This is a genomic window from Pseudomonas sp. NFACC10-1 (assembly GCF_900119195.1).
GTDB lineage: Bacteria > Pseudomonadota > Gammaproteobacteria > Pseudomonadales > Pseudomonadaceae > Aquipseudomonas > Aquipseudomonas cerasi.
This window is the reverse complement of sequence record NZ_FPJB01000001.1, coordinates 142,503-162,747: the sequence shown is the minus strand read 5'-3', so window position 1 is coordinate 162,747 and position 20,245 is coordinate 142,503. Positions and strand designations below refer to the sequence as shown.

Sequence of the window (20,245 nt, the reverse complement as noted above, 5' to 3'; positions counted from 1 at the left end):
AAATGCCGGATGAACATCGAGACTCAGGGAGAAGGTGCGGCGCGGGCTCTCGGGCTCATGTCATGACCTGACATGCAAGCGCTCGGGGGGATCGCAGAGGGATGACAGACGAACGCGGCACGGCGCGACTCGCCTACAGAAAGGGGGGTGGCTGGCTCGTTGACGAGACTGATCGCTCTGCCCTTGGAACTGACGTTTGCATACCGCGTGACCAATTGAAACCTCATCTTCCGTTTGAGGGTCAACGACGGGGAACGGCCTGCGCCGGGGTGTCAGCGCCAGGGTGGACCCGATCGGCTGTGACTGCGGAGTCTGTGAACCCGTGACAGTCATTGGCGCTGGGTTTTTGGCCCTGGGCGCCGGGGATAATAACCACGATTTTCGGCGATGAGGCAAACAAAAAGTTACAAACCGCGAAAGTGTCCGTCAAACGGCACTGCTGTCCAGGCGGGAGAGCGGTTTGAAATTTCAGCGTCCGGCGGCGACTTTTCCCGGCGCGCAATGCAATACTCGAAAACTGACTCACACGAGCCCGGCCTCCATGACCCTCACCTACCGACGACTGACTCCGGCCGATGCACCTGCCTATCGCGCCTTGATGCTCGAGGCCTATGAACGTCATCCAGACGCCTTTACCTCCGACGTGAAGGAGCGCGAAGTGCTGCCTGCCCAGTGGTGGGAGAAGAGGCTCGATGACAGCGCTGACGCAACCGAAGTAGTGTTTGCCGCCGTTGAAGACGGTCTCTTGCTGGGTGTAGCCGGCCTTTGCGTCGAAACCCGAAAGAAGGCCCGACACAAATCGACCCTGTTCGGCATGTATGTGCCACTGGCGCACAGGAACAGAGGCATCGGCTCTCGATTGGTACGCAGCGTGCTCGACCATGCCCGAACCCGGCCCAAGCTTCTGGTCGTCCAGCTCACTGTCACGCAGGGCAACGCCGAAGCAGTCGGGCTGTACGAGCGCATGGGCTTCGTGACCTTTGGCATCGAACCCCTTGCAGTCGCTGTAGGCACCGGATTCGTCGCCAAGGTGCATATGTGGAAAGACTTGCGCGGGTAACCGGTCCACCCAGGTAACAGGCGCTTCAGCAATCGAGCGCGTCAGCCGCTTCGGTCAGGGAATCGACGATCACGTCCCAGTCCTGTTCGGCGGTCAGGTCAGATGTCTGGCCTGGCCCGTGCTCGGCGGGGCGTCGGACGAAAACGGTCTTGAAGCCATTCGCACGTGCGGCAGTCAGGTCGGCGTTATGCGCAGCCACCATGGCGACGCAATGCGGCGCCAGGCCCACTGCTTTTGCAGACTTCAGGTAGGTCTGGGGCATCGGTTTGTAGGTGCCGGCGATCTCCGCGCCGACGATGACGTCCCAGGGCAGTCCGCCGAATTTAGCCAGGTTGAGCATTCCGGCGATGTGTCCGTTCGATAGCGTACCGATCGAGAATCTGCGCTTTAATCGGGTCAGGCCTGCGACCGAGTCAGGCCATGGATCGAGCCGCTCCCAGGCCTTGTTCAGTTCGGCGAGCTCGGCCCCGGGGATGCTGCCGAAATCCACCTCGTGGCGCGCCAGCACGGTTTCGAGACTCTCACGGTTGAGCACATCGAGTGTCACGTAGGGGCGCTCACCCGCACGCACGCGCTGCATGGAAGGTTGATACAGGCTCCGCCACTGATCGGCAAAATCAAGGGGATCGATGTCCACGCCATGCCGCTGCATAAAGGGCGCCGCGGCCCGCGCTACGCCGTTTCGCCAGTCGACAACGGTGCCGAATACATCGAAACCGAGAAACCCTATCTGTTCCAGCCTGGCCATATTGCTCTCCCGAATCGTGCACAGTCGCTTATAGTTCTACAGAATTAGAACTATAGAACCAATCGCGCCAAAGAGCGTTGTTTCGGGCAGGCATTGCCCCATCTGTAAACGCAAAACTGCTCGGCGACTGATCAATCAACGGTAGATGGAGGATTCATGGACTACGTAAAGCTTGGCAACACAGGACTGGATATTTCCAGACTGTGCCTTGGATGCATGACATTCGGCGAGCCCGATGCCGGAACGCACCCTTGGACACTGGGCGAAGAAGCAAGCAGACCGATCATCAAACACGCCGTCGAGCAAGGCATCAATTTTTTTGACACGGCCAACAGCTACTCGGCAGGCACCTCGGAAACCATCGTTGGTAAATTGCTCAAAGAGTTCACGCGTCGCGACGAGACCGTGATCGCAACGAAGGTGTTCTTTCCGGCGAACATGTGGGAAGGCTCGACCCGCCCTAACGAAAAGGGCCTCTCGCGCAAGGCCATCATGTCCAGTATCGACGCGAGCCTGACGCGACTCGGCACTGACTACGTTGACCTGTACCAGATCCATCGCTGGGACTATGACACGCCCATCGAAGAAACCATGGAAGCCCTGCACGATGTGGTCAAGGCCGGCAAGGCCAGGTACATCGGCGCGTCCTCCATGTACGCATGGCAGTTCGCAAAAGCCCAGCAGGTCGCAACCGCGCATGGCTGGAGCAGGTTCGTCTCGATGCAGAACTACCTGAACCTGGTGTATCGCGAAGAAGAGCGCGAGATGATCCCGCTGTGTATCGATCAGGGTGTCGGCCTGATGCCGTGGAGCCCGATGGCACGCGGCAGGCTGACCAGGCCCCATGGTCAGCAGACCGAGCGGACCAGAACCGACGTTTCCGGCCAGTCGTTTTACGAGGCGACGGAAAAGGAAGACGGTCGAGTGATCGATGCAGTGGAAGAGCTTGCCGCAGAGCGCGGGGTACCGATGGCGCAAATCGCACTGGCTTGGGTGTTGGCCAAACGCGGTGTATCAGCGCCCATCGTCGGTGCTTCCAAGGCGACGCAGCTGGACGATGCCATCGCAGCACTGCAACTGGTGCTCAGTGATGAGGACATCAAACGCCTTGAGGCACCGTACGTGCCCCATGCAGTCACCGGTTTCGTCTGACCGGCGCTGCAGCCCCCCGGGACCGGCGAATGGCGTGAGCCTCGCCGGTTACCTGTTGGAGACTGCGACCACGAATACCCGTAAAGAACGCACCGCAGCTTTCTTAACTGTCACACCGTTCTGAAATAACACCTGTCTATGTCACTGTACGCAAATATCTATTAGTCAGTCAGTCGACTGGGCGGTATCGTCAGGACATTCTGAATAAAGGCTCTTTGCCATTATTTAATTCGACTTTTTCTCTTGCCTCTTTCGGGTTCATTTCATGAAAAATCAGGTTTCTCTGGCTACGCGCATCGGCTTGGGATTTGCCGCTGTCGTCTCGCTGCTCATCTTGATCACAGCCGTTGGCATTCAGCGGGTCGGGTTCATCGACAGCACCCTGGAAGACGTAGGCGAAAATGCCGCCAAGGTACAGCGCTATGCGATCAACTTCCGGGGCAGCGTGCACAATCGTGCAATCGCTTTGCGCGATGCCGTGCTGGTCAACAACGATCAGGACCTGGCGCTGCATCTGGCAGAGATGACCCGTCTTGAAAAGGACTATGTCGACTCGGCTGTACCGATGGAGCAGTTGTTCGCCAAGCAGAATATAAGTGCCGAGGAACGCCAATTGCTGCGTGGCATCAAGGAAATCGAACAGCAAACGCTCGGCTCTACCAAGAGCGTGATTGCCTTGCGCCGTGCCGGAGACATCGCCGGTGCCCAGGCCCTTTTGCTGAGCCAGACCTCCGGCGACTACAGCGAATGGCTGAAGCGTATCAATGCGCTCATCGACCATGAGGAAGCCTCGATCAGGGTTCAGCTGGATAATGTGCAGGCGACCGCCAGCCAGTTCCGTGGCCTGATGCTGCTGGCCACTGCGTTCGCTGTACTGCTGAGCATTGCGCTGTCGGCGTTCATCATTCGCTTCGTGAAAAAGACGCTGGGCGCGGAGCCTGTCGACGTTGCCGAGGCCATTCGCCGACTGGCTGCGGGCGATCTGCAGCAAACCATCACCACAGCGTATCCCGACAGCGTCATGGGTGTGCTGAAAACGGCGCTGAGCCGTCTTTCGGAAACCATTACCGAAGTGCGAATGGCCGCTCAGGAGGTCAGCCAGTCCTCTACCGTGCTGTCGGCAGCCTCCTCCGCCAACAACACCCAGATCATGGTGCAGACCCGTGAAGCCGAACAGGTGGCCACTGCGATCAGTGAAATGGCCGCGACGGTCAGTGAAGTCTCGGGCTACGCAGCACAGGCCGCAGATGCTGCGCGCCTGGCTGACAGTGAGGTGGCGAACGGCAACAGCCTCGTCGAAGGTACGACCGCCGCCATCGAACAACTGGCGGCCACGCTGACTGAAACCACCAGCACCGTGGAGCAGGTGTCACGGCACGGCGAGCAGATCGAAACGGTGATCGAGGTGATCAACTCGATTGCCTCGCAAACCAACCTGCTGGCGCTCAACGCAGCCATTGAGGCCGCCCGCGCGGGCGAGCATGGCAGAGGTTTTGCAGTCGTGGCCGATGAGGTTCGTTCGCTGGCCAATCGCACCCAGCTGTCGACCCAGGAGATTCAAAACATGATCAGCACGCTGCAGGGTGGTACTGAAACCGCGGCACAAAACATGCGCGACAGCTGTGAACTGGTCAATCGCGCCGTGGAGCAGACACGCAATGCCCAAAGCGCCCTGTCGAGAATCAATCAGGAAGTGAGTGCGATCAATCACATGAACGCGCAGATCGCCAGCGCTTCGGTTCAACAGAGTTCAGTGGCAGAAGACGTTGCGATGAACATCACCAGCATCCACGACTCGACACTCAAATCCGCCAATGGATCGCAGCAGGTGGCTACCGCCAGCGAGGAGCTGGCACAGCTTGCGGATCGCCTGACCCGCAAGGTCGCGTTTTTCAAGGCAGGCTGAGGGTGCAATGAGGTATCGCGACGATGCTTTCGGCATCGCCGCGGTATTCCGCTATCGGCAGATCAGTCTGTGCAACTGACCGGTCTTGAGCTGCGCATCGCCAGCATCACGGTGAGCATGGACAGCGCGGCACACACCGCGCCGATCACGATGGCAGCGGTGAAGCCGGCCCGACCGGACACCACGCCGCCAATGAACGCCCCGCCGCCAATCGACAGATTCACCACACAGACCAGCAGCGCCTGAACACCTTCCACGCGATCATTGGAGGCTTCGAAACACCAGATCTGCGTGGTGATGGGGATCATCCCGAAAGCGAACCCCCAGACCAGAATCACCGGCCAGAGCAGCCACGGGTTGCCGACGAACATCAGCAGCGCAGTCAGCGAACCCAGCATCAGCAGAGTCATGATCAGCACCGAGGACGGCGCACTTCTGGCCGCCAGGGCTCCACCGGCCAGATTGCCTGCAACCGCCGCCAGGCCGAACGCGAAAAGCAATGCCCCCAGGGCCTGGCCCTGAATATGCGCGAATTCCTGCACGAAGGGCGCGAGGTAAGTGTACGCCGCGAAGTGCCCCACATAGATCAACAGTGCGGCAGCGAACATTCGACGAATGCGCTGCTCGCCAGCCAATGACAGCATCTGGCTGATGCCGGCAGAACGCTCGCCCGGCAACGCAGGCAGGAAGAATGCGATCAACAACCCCACTGCCACCGTGACCACTGCCGCTGCTTCAAATGCCGCCCGCCAGCCGAAGGCTTCACCGATCAACGTACCGGCCGGAATCCCGGCGACGGTGCCGATCGAGACGCCGGCCAGCACATAGGCGGTAGCCTTGACGCCCTCCTTGCCGGGCCTCAAACGAGGCCCGAGCGAACCGGCAATCGTCCAGAATCCGCCCAGCGCGAAGCCGAGCAGGACCCTGCCCGCAAGGGTCAGCCAGAAGTGCGTGGACAGCGCGACGATCAGGTTGGATGCCAGCAATATCGACAACAGTCCGAGCAACAGGCGCTTGCGGTCGACATGACTGAACAGGGCAATACAGGACGGTGCCGAAATGGCCGCGAGGACGCCGGGAACGGCCATCATCAAGCCTGTCTGGCTGATGCTGGTTCCCAGGTCGTGAGCGATATCGGGCAGCAGCCCGACCGGCAGAAATTCAGTGGTGACGGTGGCGAACGACCCAAGCGATACGCTACCAACGGCCCACCATGAAGCGGGTTTTGTATCTACATTTCCAGCGGTTTCAAAGCGACTCACAGCGGTTCCAGAATTCGGGAATGTCAGCGACCAGCCACTCAGGCCAGCGCGTGGATGCGGCCAACCCTAACGTGTAAGCCCGTATCGAAGCCACCTTGCGAAAGAATTTTGTGTGGATGACGCGAGGTAAGCCCAGCCAGGACTGGCCATCAGGCCGATGCTCTGCGTCGAGGTTGCATGGTTGACGCAGAGCTTCACGAACGGCGTTCCCAAGCAAAGCTTGGGAACGATCACTCAACAACGACCCCAGGCCATGTGACCTACTTGTTGCGGGTCACTCTCCAGACAGTGTTTGCCAGGTCGTCGGCGATGATGAGTGCGCCTTTCGGATCAACTGTCACGCCCACTGGCCGGCCACGAGTCTTGCCGTCAGCTCCGCGGAAACCGGTTGCGAAATCCACAGGCTCGCCGGCAGGACGTCCATTGCTGAACGGCACAAAGATCACCTTGTAACCCACCGGGTTATCACGGTTCCAGCTGCCGTGCTCGCCAACGAACACGCCGTCGGCAAACTTGTCGCCCATGGCCGGGATCGAGAACGACACGCCCAGTGCGGCGACGTGCGAACCAAGGCTGTAATCAGGCTTGATCGCCGCAGCGACTTTGGCCGGATTCTGCGGCTGGGCACGCGTGTCGACATTCTGGCCCCAATAGCTGTAAGGCCAGCCGTAGAACGCGCCCTCCTTCACCGAGGTCAGGTAATCCGGAACCAGATCAGGCCCCAGCTCGTCACGCTCGTTGACCACCGTCCACAGCTGCCCGGTGCCCGGTTGAATCGCCAGTGCCGTCGGGTTGCGCAGACCGGTCGCATAAGGCTTGTGCGCACCAGTGGCGGCGTCGATCTGCCAGACCATCGCCCGATCGATCTCGACCTCCATGCCGCGCTCGGTCACGTTGCTGTTCGAGCCGATACCGACATACAGGTAGCGGCCATCAGCGCTTGCCGTCAGCGACTTGGTCCAGTGGTGGTTGATCGCCGCAGGCAAATCGGTGACCTTGGTCGGCTCACCGCTGGCCTTGGTCTGACCTTCCTGATAATCGAAGCTGACCAGCGCATCCTGGTTGGCCACGTACAACTTGCCGTTCGCGAAGGCCAGGCCATAGGGCGCATTCAGGTTCTCGGCAAAGACCGTTTTCAGCTCATACTTGCCGTCGCCGTCCGCGTCCCGCAACAGTGTCAGACGATTACCGCTCTTGACCTTGGTGTTGCCCTGGGCCTTGATGACGCTGGCAATCACGTCTTTGGGTTTGAGCTTGGCGGCGCTGCCGCCGCGCCCTTCGGCAACGATAATGTCGCCATTGGGCAAAACGATGGACTGACGTGGAATATTCAGATCACTGGCAATCGCCGTGATACTGAAACCCTCAGGCACGGCAGGCTTCTGATCGCCCCAAGCCGTCGGCTCGGCAATCTTCATGCTCGGCAACAGGCCACGTTGCGGGTCCGGCAACTTCGGGTCCGGTCCGCGCGCCTGAGTGCTGTCGGCTTCACCACCGCAGGCGCTCAGCAGCAGCGCCATGCTCAATGCAGTCAATGCGTGGATATTTCTCATTCTGCACCTCCGGAACGCAGGCTGGTGAGCCCGGTCCACGTCGCAACGCAGGCCAGAACAGTAACAATGACCGACAGGATCAAGCCAGAAGGCATAACCGCCCAGGCGTCTTTCGCATGCTCGAAGGCATTGACCAGACCCAGCACCCAAGTAACCAGCAACAACAGGAAGTACACCACGGGACGACCGGCCTTGTGATCGGCGCGAACCAGATTGACCAGCGCAAACAGCAACGCCAGCCCGCAGAACAATAGGCCTCCGGCGATCAGCCAGGCGGCAAAGTTGCTCCACTGAACCTGAAAGGTCTGGTAATAGGCAATATCACTCAGCAAGCCGCCGAGAAACAAAGGCACGGTTCCGGCAAGCAAGGTCGCATGTAGCGGGCCTGGCGTGTAGCGGTAGACGGGATGGGTGGTTACGGTCATGACGGCTCCTTTTCGTTCGGCGACCCTGGATCAAAACTCAGCGCGGATGCGCTGGCAGGTCGGGGTCGCGCTGAATGCGCATAAGGAATGATCGTGCTGACCAAGCGATAGTTCAGCGCTTTTCATTTCGAAATATTTTGAAAACGCTATTGGCTTGCAGTGCGCTTGTTTCGCCGGCAGCGCTCAGAGCAATAAAGCACCTCATCCCAGCAACGCGCCCACTTCTTGCGCCAGGTAAACGGCAGCCCGCAGACCGCACAGGTTTTGACCGGCAACTCACTCTTTTTCAAAGCGCCTCTCCGGCATCCAGTCTGGCCAGCAAGTGCTCGCCGCGCTCCCAGAGCGCCTGTTGCTTGGGCTCAGCCATGCGATCAAGGTTTTTATAGATAATCGCCATGCGCTGATTGCGACGTAACAGGTCGCCATGACGCATCAGAAAATGCCAGTAAAGCGCATTGAACGGGCAGGCATCCTCAGTGGTGCTTTCAGTGACCTTGTACGCACAGCCGCGGCAATAGTCAGACATGCGTTTTATGTACTGACCGCTGGCGCAATAAGGTTTGGAGCCCAGATAGCCGCCATCCGCATGCATGACCATGCCCAGCGTATTGGGCAGCTCGACCCAGTCGAAGGCGTCCATGTAGATCGCCAGGTACCACTCGCAGATCTGCTCCGGCACGATGCCGGCAAGCAGGGCAAAGTTGCCGGTCACCATCAGACGCTGAATATGGTGGGCGTAGGCATGCTTCAGGCTCTGGCCAATGGCCTGACTCATGCAGTTCATCTTCGTTTCGCCGGTCCAGTAAAACTCGGGCAGCGGCCGGCTGTTACCGAACAGATTACCGCCCGCGTAATCGGGCATTTTCAACCAATAGACGCCACGCACATACTCACGCCAGCCGATCAGTTGGCGAATGAAACCTTCGGCGGCATTCAGCCCCACCCTGCCCGACCAGTACGCGGATTCAACGTCACTGCACACCTGGCGTAAATCCAGCAGCCCGATGTTCAGCGCCGCGCTGATCCGGGCATGAAACAGAAAAGGCTCACCAGTGGCCATGGCGTCCTGATAATCGCCGAAACCGGCCAGGCCGTAATCCAGAAAGTACTCCCATAGCGCTTGAGCATCGACGTGCGTAACCGGATAGTCGAAATCATCCAGCGAGCCGTAATGGCTGGCAAAGCGCTCACCTACCAGCTCCAGTACCTGGCAGGTGATGGTGTCGGCGGAAAAGCGCAGCGGATATGGCGCTGCCACGCCCTTGGGCAGCGCCTTGCGGTTCTCGGCATCAAAGTTCCAGGCACCACCGACCGGCGTACCGTCGCCGTTCAACAGCAGCCTGCTTTTGCGGCGCATCTCCCTATAGAAGAACTCCATGCGCAACTGCTTCTTGCCGTGCGCCCACGACGAGAACTCGTCACGGGAACAGAGAAAGCGCGTATCGGCGTGCCACTGGATGGGCAACCCGCAGTCCTTGATCGACTGCTCCAGACGCCAGTCGCCGCACTCGGTGATGTGCAGCTCTTCTGCTCGCAACAGGGCCTGCCAGCGCTGTAACTCCCCCGGCACCGAGCCTGTGTTCTGCGGATCATCGAGCATGACGTACTGCACCCGAACACCACGCTCACGCAGCGCCTCGGCAAAATGACGCATGGCGCTGAAGATCAGCACAATCTTCTGCGGATGATGCGGCACATGACTCGCCTCTTCCATGACCTCGACCATCAGGACCGTGTCGCGCTCGGGGATCAGCCCCGCCAAGGATGCGAGATCGAAGGAAAGCTGATCGCCGAGGATCAGGTGGAGACGAGGGGCTTGGGTCAATGGAAGAGGCTCCGCAGTCATAAAAACTTGTACCAATGTAATTTCATGTACAAGATTTTCATAGCGCTTCTCGATGGAATACCCATCAGCCCCTTAAGACGACACACGCCCGACCTCAATGTGGAATGTGAAAATTTTGTTAACTATTTGTTCGCAGTGTCTTTTTCTGTGGGAAACAACCTGTCACACTAATGCGAACCATTATCAACACTATTATCATCCTGCCATGGAGGGCATCGAGGGAGTGTCGGGTTCATGTCGGGGCAACAATCACAACGCAGTAATCGTTTCACACCGGGTCTGCTGGCCATGGGCATCTGGGCTGCCACCACGCAGGCAGCCTTTGCCGCTGAGGAACAGCCCGCCACGACTATGGAACTGGGCGCCACGCAGATCAGCAGTGATCAACTTGGCTCCACCACCGAAGGCAGTCAGTCCTACACCACCGGCCCGATGCAGACCGCGACCAAGTTGCCGCTGACCATTCGTGAAACGCCGCAGGCCGTGACGGTCGTCACCCGTCAGCGCATGGACGATCAGGCCATGACCAGCATCAATGATGTGGTCAGGTACACGCCCGGTCTGTTCCTTGATCAGTCCAGCGGCCCCGGTCGGCAAACCTACACGTCGCGCGGCTTCGACATCGACAACATCATGTACGACGGCCTGCCCGCCTCGTACTCGGGCTACACGGCAGGCGTTCAACCCAATCTGGCCATGTTCGATCATGTCGAGGTGATCAGGGGTGCGACTGGCCTAGCGACAGGGTCTGGCAATCCTTCGGCAGCGATCAATATGGTGCGCAAGCGCCCTACCGCCGTGCCACAGGTCACCCTCACCGGCACGGTCGGGAGCTGGGACGATTACCGTGGCGTGTTTGACGCGTCCGGCCCACTGAACGACAGCCGCACGGTTCGCGGCCGGATAGTCGGTTCCTACCAGGATGCCAATAGCTTCCGCGACAAGGAAAAGAGCGATCACGGCGTGTTCTACGGGGTGGTCGAAGCCGATCTGAGCGACGCGACGACCGCCACCCTGGGCCTGTCTCGTCAGGAAGATCAGACCAACTACTTCTGGGGCGGCCTGCCCCTCGGCGTCGATGGTCACCACCTGAACCTGCCGCGCTCCACCTATTCCGGCTCGGATTGGGAAAACAAGAAAATCCAGATAGACACCGTGTTCGGTGAGCTGGAGCACCGTTTCGACAATGACTGGAAACTGCGCGTAGCAGGCTCGAGCTCGTCGCTGGAGGGCCTGTTTTCGGGCACCTATCTGTCTCGCTACAACGGCCCGCTGGAAACCACGGCCTACCAGTCGAGGCCGGAAGAGAAGCAGACCGCCTTCGATGTCTACGCCAGTGGACCGGTCGAAGCCTTCGGCCGCACTCATGAAGTGGTGGTCGGCACCAGCCGGCGCGTATACGACCAGACCAGCAAGGAGTACAGCCCTTACGACACCGGTCTGCCCATCGGCGCGCCAAAGCCGGACTTCGTCCGCGATGGCAAGACGCACAGCATCGCCACTCAGGACGCAGTCTATCTCACCACACGCCTGAGCCTGGCCGATCCGCTGACCCTGATCCTCGGCGGCCGTCTGGACTGGTACGACTACGATGACCGCGCCGGCGATGAAGACTACAAAGTCACCCGTAATCTGACGCGCTACGCAGGGCTGATCTATAAGCTGGATGAACACCACTCGCTGTACACCAGCTACACCGATGTCTTTCAGCCGCAGAGCGCACAGGACCTGTCCGGCAAGGTGCTCAAGCCGGTGGTCGGCGAAAACTATGAAGTCGGTATCAAGGGTGAATACTTCAACGGCGCCCTCAATACCTCCCTGGCGGTGTTCCAGATCGACCAGAAAAACCTCAAGACCCAGTCACCGACCCAGGCGGGCTGCGCGGTCCTGACCTGTTACGACGCTGCCGGTCTGGTACGCAGTCAGGGCGTCGAGATGGAAGTGCAAGGCGCGCTGACCGAGAACTGGCAAGTCGGCGCAGGCTACACCTACGCCCGCACCCACTACCTCAAGGACGCCGATCCGACGAAAAAGAACCAGCGTTTCGACACCGACACGCCCGAGCATCTGTTCAAGGTGTCGACGGTGTATCGCCTGCAGGGCGCACTGGAGAAAATGCGTGTCGGCGGCAACGTCTACTGGCAGAGCCGCATGTATAACGACATCGCACTCACTGATGGCAGCTATCGCCTGGAACAGGGCAGCTACGCCGTCGCCGACCTGATGGCGGGGTATCAGGTGAGCAAGAACCTCGACCTGCAACTGAACGCCAACAACATCTTCGACCGCACCTACTACACGGCAATTGGCGCAAGCTCGGTATGGGGCTCCACCGACGTGTACGGCAACCCGCGCAGCTATGCGTTGACGGCCAAGTACAGCTTCTGAACCTGAGCCACGCTGCTACCGGGCATGCTCGGTAGCGGCGTGGTTACGCCTTACACCCCAAACGCCTTCGCCATCCCGCCCGCCCCTTTGGGCGTCAGCTTCAACGCTCTGGAATCCAGATGGCGGCTTACCCAGCCACGCTTGAGCATCAGTTCCAGCAGCGCCGCCCCCAGAGCGCCACCAATGTGCGGGGTGCGTTCACTCCAGTCCAGGCAGATATAGACACTCTTCGACAGCGTTCGGACTTTATTCAACGGACCTGACAGCGACGTGATGATACTGGCACTCACTGCCAATATTCAGGCGTCAGCACTACTTGCACTTATCAGCACGCCACCGCATTAAAAGCCAGAGAAAATCAAAAAACAGAGCGATCACTCTGCTTTTTAAAAAGATGATTAATCCCTAAAAAATCAAAAAATACCAGATTATATTGTCTTAAAATCTATTAATCTGAAATTAAAATAAAGCAAATACCAAATATACGTTACTAGAATTTAGCACTTATCGACTATATAAAATTTAATTCGTGTATTTTACCTTTCAGCAATTTTCTGTTTGTCACGCACGCCTTGAATGAACTGTCAGCGGCCCTGAGCTGCCGACTTGCCTGTCTGCCTGTTTCATATTTCTGTTTGGAGATTCTCCCGATGGCCAGCCCCCTGCTGCCTGTTGTTGCCACTTTACTGATGTCCCTTGCCGCCCTGCCGGTGTCTGCCGCTGACAGGCAGAACCCGCTGCCATCCACGTCGAGCGAGCGCCGCGCAGAAGTCGATGCTCAGCGTGAGCAGATCACCGGTGCCGACGCTGCCGTACAGAAAACGCCCAATGGCGCGCAAACGGTGGTGGATGCGCCGATCGACACTGCTGACGCCCCTGCCGGCAATGAAGACCACTGAGTGACCCACTGACTGCAACCGATCAACCTATGAATGACGTAAGGAATAACTCCGTGTCCATGATCAAACAAGGCCTGGGCCTGAGCCTGTTGGCGCTCGGTATCGCCCAGGCAGGCAGCGTATTCGCTGTCACGCCGATGACCGGCAATGAAGTGGAAGCGCGCGTAGGCGCGATGCTGGACAACATGACGCAATCGGAAAAAATCAATTTTTCGCGCGTTGACGACGGCCGCATGATTCCCAAGCTGGACAAGTTCAACCTGCAGGGCACGGTCGCCTATGACTCGGCCATGGGTGTACTGGTCGGCGGCAAGACGTTCGGCGCGCAGTACCCTTCCCCGTCAGCACTTGCGGCCACCTGGAGCATCAATCGCGCCAAGGAATTCGGTCTGGCCATCGGCTACGAAACCCGCATCGCGGGTGGGCAGCAGATGCTGTCACCAGCCATCAACCTGTACCGCACGCCGTTCAACGGCCGGGCGGCTGAGTACATGAGCGGGGAAGATCCGTTTCTCGGCGCAGTACTGGCACCGGCAGTCACCAACGGTATCCAGGTTCAAGGCATCCAGGCGGCCGCCAAGCATTACCTGATGAACGAGCAGGAAGCGAACCGTCATTATCTGGATGTGAAGATTGACGAACGAGCGATGCAGGAGCTGTACCTGCCGGGCTTCGAGTCGCTGGTCAAGAACGCCAATATTGCCTCGGTCATGTGTGGCTACAACAAGATCAACGGCGAATACGCGTGTGAAAACCATCACCTCATCACCGATATCCTGAAAGGCCAGTGGGGCTTTCAAGGTAACGTCATGAGCGATTTCAACTCGGTTCAGGACGCCTTCAAGGGTGCCTGGGCAGGTACCGATATCGACATGCCCAGCGGCCTTCAGTTTACTGAAGCCAAACTGCTGCCTTATGTCTGGAATGGTCAGTTGCACCAGAGCGTGATCGACGACAAGGTGCGCAGGAACCTGAGAGCGCTGGTCAGCTACGGCTTTGACAAGGGGATCAACAAGGCGCAGCCACTGGAGCATCGTGAATACGGGCAACTGGCGGCCTTGAACGTGGCCCGAGAATCGATCGTCCTGCTGCGCAACGAGCCCGTGGACGGTCAGAAACCTCTCCTGCCATTGCCGAGAAACGCAAGGATTGCCGTGATTGGCGACATGGCCATGCAGCCGCCGACCGCGCCGTTCGGTACTGCCTATTCGGCGCCGGCCAGCTATGTCACCGAAGTGAGCGGACTCAAGCAACTGGCGTCTGACCCGTCCAATGTGGACTACCTGCCACAGATGAGCCTCAACCCCAAATCGTCGGTCTGGTATCAGCCAGGCAGTGACCAACAGGCGATCAGCAATACCGGCGTAAAAGCCGAGTATTACGCCAACACCTCGCTGTCCGGCGACCCGGTGGCAACCCGCATCGAACCGGGCGTCAACCTGGACTGGATTACCAATACCAACGTCACTGATTACGGCAGCAGCGCGGTCAATGGCTACAGCCCTTCAGCCGGCTCGTTCTCGGCCCGTTTCACTGGCAAGATCAAACCGACGATCACCGGTCCCCAGGTGTTCAAGGTCCGCGCGGACGGTGCCTATAAACTCTGGATCAATGATGAACTGGTGCTCGAGGACGAGGGCTCTCAAGTCTCGTTCGACCTGATTCCAGTGGTTCCGCGGACGGTTAAAACCGTGAACCTCAAGGCTGGCAGCGAATACAACGTGCGCCTCGAATACCGCCGGCTCAAGGGCAACTTCACCCCGGTACTGGGCGGCATGAACGGCGTGCAGATGAGCTGGGCAGCGTTGCGTCCACCGAAGAACCTGGGGGATTACGACGCTGTCGTGGTAGCCGCCGGCAATAACTTCGAATACGAGGGTGAGTCGCTTGATCGTCCGTTCGAACTGCCGCAATTTCAGTCCGAGCTGATCGGTTTCATTCAGAAAGCCAACCCGAAAACCATCGTGGTGCTGCACGGTGGCGGTGGCATGGACATGCAACCGTGGGCTGACAAGGTAGCGGCGTCTCTGCATGCCTGGTATCCAGGGCAACAGGGCGGCCAGGCACTGGCTGAAATCCTGTTCGGCAAGGTCAATCCATCAGGCAAGCTGCCGATCACGCTGGACAAGAAGGCGCAGGACAATCCGAGCTATGCGTCGTACTCGAACCCGGTGCCGTACTATTTCAGCAGCCCTAACCCGCCTGTCGAGATGAGCTACAGCGAAGGCCTGTACCTGGGCTATCGCGGTTACGACAAGAAGCACACCAAACCGCTCTACCCATTCGGCTTCGGGCTTTCGTATACCACTTACGCGTACAGCGATCTGAAGCTGTCGAGCAACGTGCTGGCACCGGGCGCGACCATTCAAGCGTCGTTCAAGGTTACCAACACGGGTGACAAGGCTGGTTTTGAAGTGGCTCAGCTGTACGTGCAGCCTTCCAAGCCGTTGGTTGATCGTCCAGAAAAAGAGCTGAAGGGCTTTTCCAAGGTTTACCTGAAGCCTGGCGAAAGCAAGACCGTGACCATTGCCCTGGACTCGCGCTCGTTCGCTTACTACTCAGCCAACTCGGTGAGCTGGAACGTTGACCCTGGCAAGTTCAAGGTGCTGGTGGGCAAGGACTCGGAAAACCTGACGCTCGACCGCACGGTTGTAGCGCTGTACCCGGAGCAATTGACCACTCGCGACTCCAACCCGCTGCCGATCCCCCTGCGCAAGGCCGTACAGGTCAAGGCAGAACAGGCTTACTAAGCCACATTCATCCCAGGCAACATTCACATGCCAAAGGCATCGGTGGTCGACAGGACCACCGATGCCTGCCTGGCAAATGCTCGCAGCTCAGCGTGCAGCCAGATCCCGCGCCAGTCGTTCGAGAAACCTGGCAAACCCCGCCTCTATCTGCACATCCCCTGGCGATCGAAGCCATTGAATCTGCATGCCATCCATCATGGCGGCTATCTCCAGGCTGATCTGCCTTGCGTCAACATCCGCTCGAATTTCGCCTGCCTCGACCAGCAACTTCAGGTGCGCCTGAAGATGGCCGTGCACGATCGCGAAACGCTCGCTGAACCAGCGGTGTGCAGGATGCGTCACCGAGAGACTTTCAGTGTTGATGATCATCAGCGCCTGGCTGACCGCGGCGTCTTCGATACTGAAACTCAGGACCTGCTTCAGAAACGACAGGAACCCATCCAGAGAAGCGACCTGATCGGCATCCTGCAGCCTCGCGGCAATGTACTGGTCGCGATGTTCAAGAACGGCTTGCAGCAGCACCAGTTTGGTCGGGAAGTGGTGCAGCAGGCCGACCTGAGAGAGACCTGCCACCTTGGCAATGTTGGTCAACGAGGCGCCGGCATACCCATCCCGAGCGAAGAGGGTCATGGCCGCCTTGATGATTTCGGCCTTGCGGACCTCGCCCTTGGGCAGGCGACGCTTGGCTGCGGGCTGCTTGGCTGCAGAGGGTGTACCGGAACTGTTTGCATCGATGGACATACGAAGGGCACGTTTCGCATAACGAAAGGGTAAATCCTAGCATGCGCTCCGCAGAACCCCTGAAAAAAGGCTGACCCGCAAGCACAATTCGCATCAGGTCATGAGCAATGTGCGCAGCCTGCAAACAAAGTTGTTCCCCTGACCTGACGCCCTATAAAGAAAGCCCTCCACAGGCCGATGAATACCCGGACAAATCGCCGCGCCTTGACCATCTCGCCTGAGTCGGCTCAGGACACGATGGCTGCTTTAAATTCCTGATCCGTCGAAACCCGATTCGTCGGCAGATGTCCACTGACACGGCCACTGCGCTGCGGTCACGACAGGACGTGAATTCAAGCGCGACAATGACTGTATGGCGGTCGCCATAGAAAGAGGCACATCAGGTGCAGCCTGCCGAGAGAAAGTGGTCTATTCGCTGATACTCGCGCCCGGGACGCACACAGGCAAATGCAGATATCAATAACGACCGGATTCAACGTGCAAAGCAGGCCACCGGCAAGTGCCCGCCCATGCCGAACATAACGTGTGAGCGGGAGGCGCTCTGAAAGACCTGACAAGAGAAGAGCTTGAAGCGCAGATCGTGGACCTGCGCAGAATGCTTGAAGAAGCCGGCATCGACGCCGCAACGAATACCCCTCGACACGTAGCCGTTGGCCAGGAGGCACGCCAGCGCGCAGTCTTTGAAAGCGCGATGGATTTCGCCATGATCCTGACCGATGGCAACGGCATCATTACCGACTGGAACCCGGGCGCAGAACAGGTTCTGGGCTGGACCCAGGATGAGATGGTCGGTCAGAGCGCCGAGCGTTTCTTTACGCCCGAAGACCTGGCCAACGACCGGATAGAGCATGAAATGCAGCTGGCGCTGAGCGTAGGCCGGGCGTCGGACGAGCGCTGGCACCTGCGCAAGGACGGTGAGCTGTTCTGGGCATCGGGCGAGATGATGCCGCTCTACGACGAAAGGAATACGCACCTCGGTTTCGTGAAGATCCTGCGCGATCGCACCCGCGAGTACTTGGCGGGCCGCGCGACCGAGGAAGCCCAGGAACGTTATCGGCTGGCCGCCAAGGCGACCAACGACGCGATCTGGGACTGGGACTTTGCAGCCAATCTGGTGCTCTGGAACGACGCGCTTGAGGAGGCTTACGGCCACCCGCTGGCAACCCTGGACAACTCTGGTGACTGGTGGATCAGCCAGATCCATCCCGACGACCGTAGCCGCGTGTACAACTCCATTCACGCCGTGATCGACGGCAATGGCACTGCCTGGACGGATGAATACCGCTTTCGTCGGCTGGACGGGTCCTATGCCGACGTACTGGACCGCGGCCATGTAATACGCAATACCGACGGCCAGGCGGTGCGCATGATCGGTGCAATGCTCGACATGTCACAGATGCGCAAGGCCGAGACGGCGCTGCGCCAGAGCGAAGAGCGCTCCAGGGCCATGCTGGAGACCATCGAAGCTGCATTCGCCATCATTCAGGTCAAGTTCGATGCCGATGACAGCCCCGTGGACTACCGCTTCATCGAAGCCAACCCCGCTTTTGAACGTCAGGCCGGCGTCGATCTGCGCGGCAAGTGGGTGACCGAGTTCGCGCCGGACCTGGAGCGGTTCTGGTTCGAAGCCTATGGGCACGTCGCAAAAACCGGCGAGCCTGCCAGTTTCGAGAACTATGCCAAGGCTTTCGAGCGCTGGTTCGAAGTCAAGGCGGTGCGTGTCGGTGAGCCGGCTGACCGGCAGATTGCGGTGATCTTCAGCGATGTGACGGCGCGACGCGATGCCGAGGAGCGCTTGCGCACCAGTGAGGCCGTCGCACGCGAAAACATCGACCGTGTTCAGCTCGCCCTGGCCGCCGGTGCAATCATCGGCACCTGGCACTGGGACTTGCCGACCGATCGCTTTACCGTCGACGAAGCCTTCGCCAAGGCCTTCGGTCTGGACCCCGGGCTGGGCCGTGAAGGCCTGAGTCTGGAGCAAGTCATTGCCACTGTTCACCCGGAAGACAAGCAATGCCTGATCCATGCGATCAATGCGGTCATCACCAACGGACGTGTTTACGCCCACCAGTACCGCGTTCGTCGTACTGACGGGGTCTACTACTGGATCGAAGCCAACGGCCGGGTCGACCGAGCGGAGGATGGCACGCCACTGAGCTTCCCCGGTGTGCTCATCAACGTTGACGAACGACGCGCCGTGGCAGCCGAACGCGACCGTGCCACTGCCGCGCTGCGGGCACTCAACGACACGCTTGAGCAACGCGTGGCAGCGCGCACCACCGAGCTCATGCAGGCCGAAGAGAAGCTGCGCCAGTCACAGAAAATGGAAGCGGTCGGGCAACTGACCGGTGGCCTCGCCCACGACTTCAACAACCTGCTGGCAGGCATTTCCGGCGCCCTGGAACTGATGGGCTCGCGGATCGAGCAAGGCCGTTGGGGCGAGGTTGACAAGTACATCGTGACGGCCCAGGGCGCGGCCAAACGTGCAGCGGCCCTGACGCACCGGCTGCTGGCCTTCTCTCGACGCCAGACCCTGGACCCGCAGCCGACCGACGTGAACAGGCTGATGAAAGGCATGACCGACCTGATCCAGCGCACGGTCGGCCCCAGCATCGTGGTCGAGACCATAGGTGCCATGGGTTTATGGCCGACACTGGTCGATGCCAGCCAGCTGGAAAACGCGCTGTTGAATCTGTGCATCAACGCCCGCGATGCGATGCCCGACGGCGGACGCATCTCCATCGAGGCGAGCAACCGCTGGATAGACGGCGATGTGGCACGCGCACACGATATGCCTGAGGGCCACTATCTTTCGCTGTGCGTGACCGATACCGGCACCGGCATGACGCCTGATGTCATCGCCAAGGCATTCGATCCCTTCTTCACCACCAAGCCCATTGGTCAGGGCACCGGGCTGGGCCTGTCGATGATTTACGGGTTTGCCAATCAGTCCGGCGGACGCGTGCGCATTCAGTCTGAGGTTGGCAAGGGAACCGCGATATCCCTGTACCTGCCCCGCTACGAAGGTACTGCGGCCAGGGACGAAGGCGATGTGCACAAGGCGCCATTCGAGTTTACCCAGTCCGGGGAAACCATCCTGATCGTGGACGACGAACCCACGGTGCGCATGCTGCTCACCGATGCCCTCGGTGACTTGGGCTATACGCTGATCGAAGCCGCCGACAGCCTGGCCGGCCTCAAGCTGCTTCGCTCGGATGTGCATATCGACCTGCTTATCACTGACGTGGGCTTGCCGGGCGGCATGAACGGACGACAAATGGCCGATGCCGGACGCGAGGTCCGCCCGCATCTGAAGACACTGTTCATCACCGGCTACGCGGAAAACGCCGCCATCGGTGACGAACAGCTCGGGCCAGGAATGCGCGTACTGACCAAGCCATTTGCGATTGACGCGTTGGCCGCCAGAGTCCAGGAACTGATGAGCGCCTGAGTAGACGGCCCGGTGCAACCCTGCCCCGGGCCGTCAACATTGAGCGCTGCGCAAACCCGGTGCT

The 20,245-nt window shown here is 59.4% G+C and carries 14 protein-coding genes and 1 pseudogene; 7 read left to right on the top strand and 8 right to left on the bottom strand.

Annotated elements, in window-relative coordinates:
• Window positions 1-541 precede the first annotated feature (541 nt).
• Window positions 542-1,060 (top strand): GNAT family N-acetyltransferase, encoded by a 519-nt coding sequence (locus BT119_RS00600; RefSeq protein ID WP_003371404.1) that lies wholly within the window; start codon window positions 542-544, stop codon window positions 1,058-1,060.
• Window positions 1,061-1,085: 25 nt separating this feature from the next.
• Here BT119_RS00600 and BT119_RS00595 read toward each other — a convergent pair whose 3' ends face one another.
• On the bottom strand, window positions 1,086-1,808 hold the full coding sequence (locus tag BT119_RS00595; RefSeq protein WP_004413985.1) for a haloacid dehalogenase type II: 723 nt from the start codon (window positions 1,806-1,808) through the stop codon (window positions 1,086-1,088).
• A gap of 156 nt (window positions 1,809-1,964) precedes the next feature.
• Here BT119_RS00595 and BT119_RS00590 point away from each other — a divergent pair, with 156 nt between their 5' ends.
• On the top strand, window positions 1,965-2,960 hold the full coding sequence (locus BT119_RS00590) for an aldo/keto reductase (RefSeq protein ID WP_054081152.1): 996 nt from the start codon (window positions 1,965-1,967) through the stop codon (window positions 2,958-2,960).
• 265 nt (window positions 2,961-3,225) lie between these two features.
• The gene (locus tag BT119_RS00585; RefSeq protein ID WP_072364443.1) at window positions 3,226-4,866 is read left to right on the top strand and encodes a methyl-accepting chemotaxis protein; all 1,641 of its coding nucleotides are present in this window, start codon (window positions 3,226-3,228) and stop codon (window positions 4,864-4,866) included.
• A 62-nt stretch (window positions 4,867-4,928) separates the two neighbouring features.
• Here BT119_RS00585 and BT119_RS00580 read toward each other — a convergent pair whose 3' ends face one another.
• From BT119_RS00580 to BT119_RS00560, 5 genes are all read right to left on the bottom strand, one after another.
• Window positions 4,929-6,128: an MFS transporter gene (locus BT119_RS00580; protein ID WP_044308618.1), complete on the bottom strand. Its 1,200-nt coding sequence runs from the start codon at window positions 6,126-6,128 to the stop codon at window positions 4,929-4,931.
• Between the two features lie 260 nt (window positions 6,129-6,388).
• On the bottom strand, window positions 6,389-7,681 hold the full coding sequence (locus BT119_RS00575) for a PQQ-dependent sugar dehydrogenase (protein WP_004413994.1): 1,293 nt from the start codon (window positions 7,679-7,681) through the stop codon (window positions 6,389-6,391).
• Window positions 7,678-8,106: a DUF2231 domain-containing protein gene (locus BT119_RS00570; protein WP_003368607.1), complete on the bottom strand. Its 429-nt coding sequence runs from the start codon at window positions 8,104-8,106 to the stop codon at window positions 7,678-7,680. Before BT119_RS00570 ends, BT119_RS00575 begins: the two co-directional genes overlap by 4 nt.
• Before the next feature lie 146 nt (window positions 8,107-8,252).
• Window positions 8,253-8,396, bottom strand: coding sequence for a DUF2256 domain-containing protein (locus BT119_RS00565; RefSeq protein WP_003368606.1), 144 nt, complete (start codon window positions 8,394-8,396; stop codon window positions 8,253-8,255).
• Window positions 8,393-9,952 (bottom strand): cryptochrome/photolyase family protein, encoded by a 1,560-nt coding sequence (locus BT119_RS00560; RefSeq protein ID WP_004413998.1) that lies wholly within the window; start codon window positions 9,950-9,952, stop codon window positions 8,393-8,395. The genes BT119_RS00565 and BT119_RS00560 overlap by 4 nt, the downstream gene beginning before the upstream one ends.
• A gap of 234 nt (window positions 9,953-10,186) precedes the next feature.
• Between BT119_RS00560 and BT119_RS00555 the strand changes: the two genes are divergently transcribed.
• Window positions 10,187-12,340, top strand: a complete 2,154-nt coding sequence (locus BT119_RS00555) for a TonB-dependent siderophore receptor (protein ID WP_003368604.1) — start codon at window positions 10,187-10,189, stop codon at window positions 12,338-12,340.
• Window positions 12,341-12,390: 50 nt separating this feature from the next.
• Here BT119_RS00555 and BT119_RS00550 read toward each other — a convergent pair.
• Window positions 12,391-12,561: pseudogene (locus tag BT119_RS00550) on the bottom strand (ArsR family transcriptional regulator); the annotation flags it as partial.
• 429 nt (window positions 12,562-12,990) lie between these two features.
• On the opposite strand from BT119_RS00550, the gene BT119_RS00545 reads away from it, so the two are divergent.
• A complete protein-coding gene (locus BT119_RS00545; RefSeq protein ID WP_002552767.1) occupies window positions 12,991-13,239 on the top strand; it encodes a hypothetical protein in 249 nt (82 codons plus the stop codon).
• 59 nt (window positions 13,240-13,298) lie between these two features.
• Window positions 13,299-15,989 (top strand): beta-glucosidase, encoded by a 2,691-nt coding sequence (locus tag BT119_RS00540; RefSeq protein WP_044308619.1) that lies wholly within the window; start codon window positions 13,299-13,301, stop codon window positions 15,987-15,989.
• An 87-nt stretch (window positions 15,990-16,076) separates the two neighbouring features.
• Here BT119_RS00540 and BT119_RS00535 read toward each other — a convergent pair whose 3' ends face one another.
• The gene (locus BT119_RS00535) at window positions 16,077-16,730 is read right to left on the bottom strand and encodes a TetR/AcrR family transcriptional regulator (protein WP_058415900.1); all 654 of its coding nucleotides are present in this window, start codon (window positions 16,728-16,730) and stop codon (window positions 16,077-16,079) included.
• A gap of 580 nt (window positions 16,731-17,310) precedes the next feature.
• Here BT119_RS00535 and BT119_RS00530 point away from each other — a divergent pair.
• A complete protein-coding gene (locus BT119_RS00530; RefSeq protein ID WP_072364437.1) occupies window positions 17,311-20,181 on the top strand; it encodes a PAS domain-containing hybrid sensor histidine kinase/response regulator in 2,871 nt (956 codons plus the stop codon).
• Window positions 20,182-20,245: the final 64 nt, after the last annotated feature.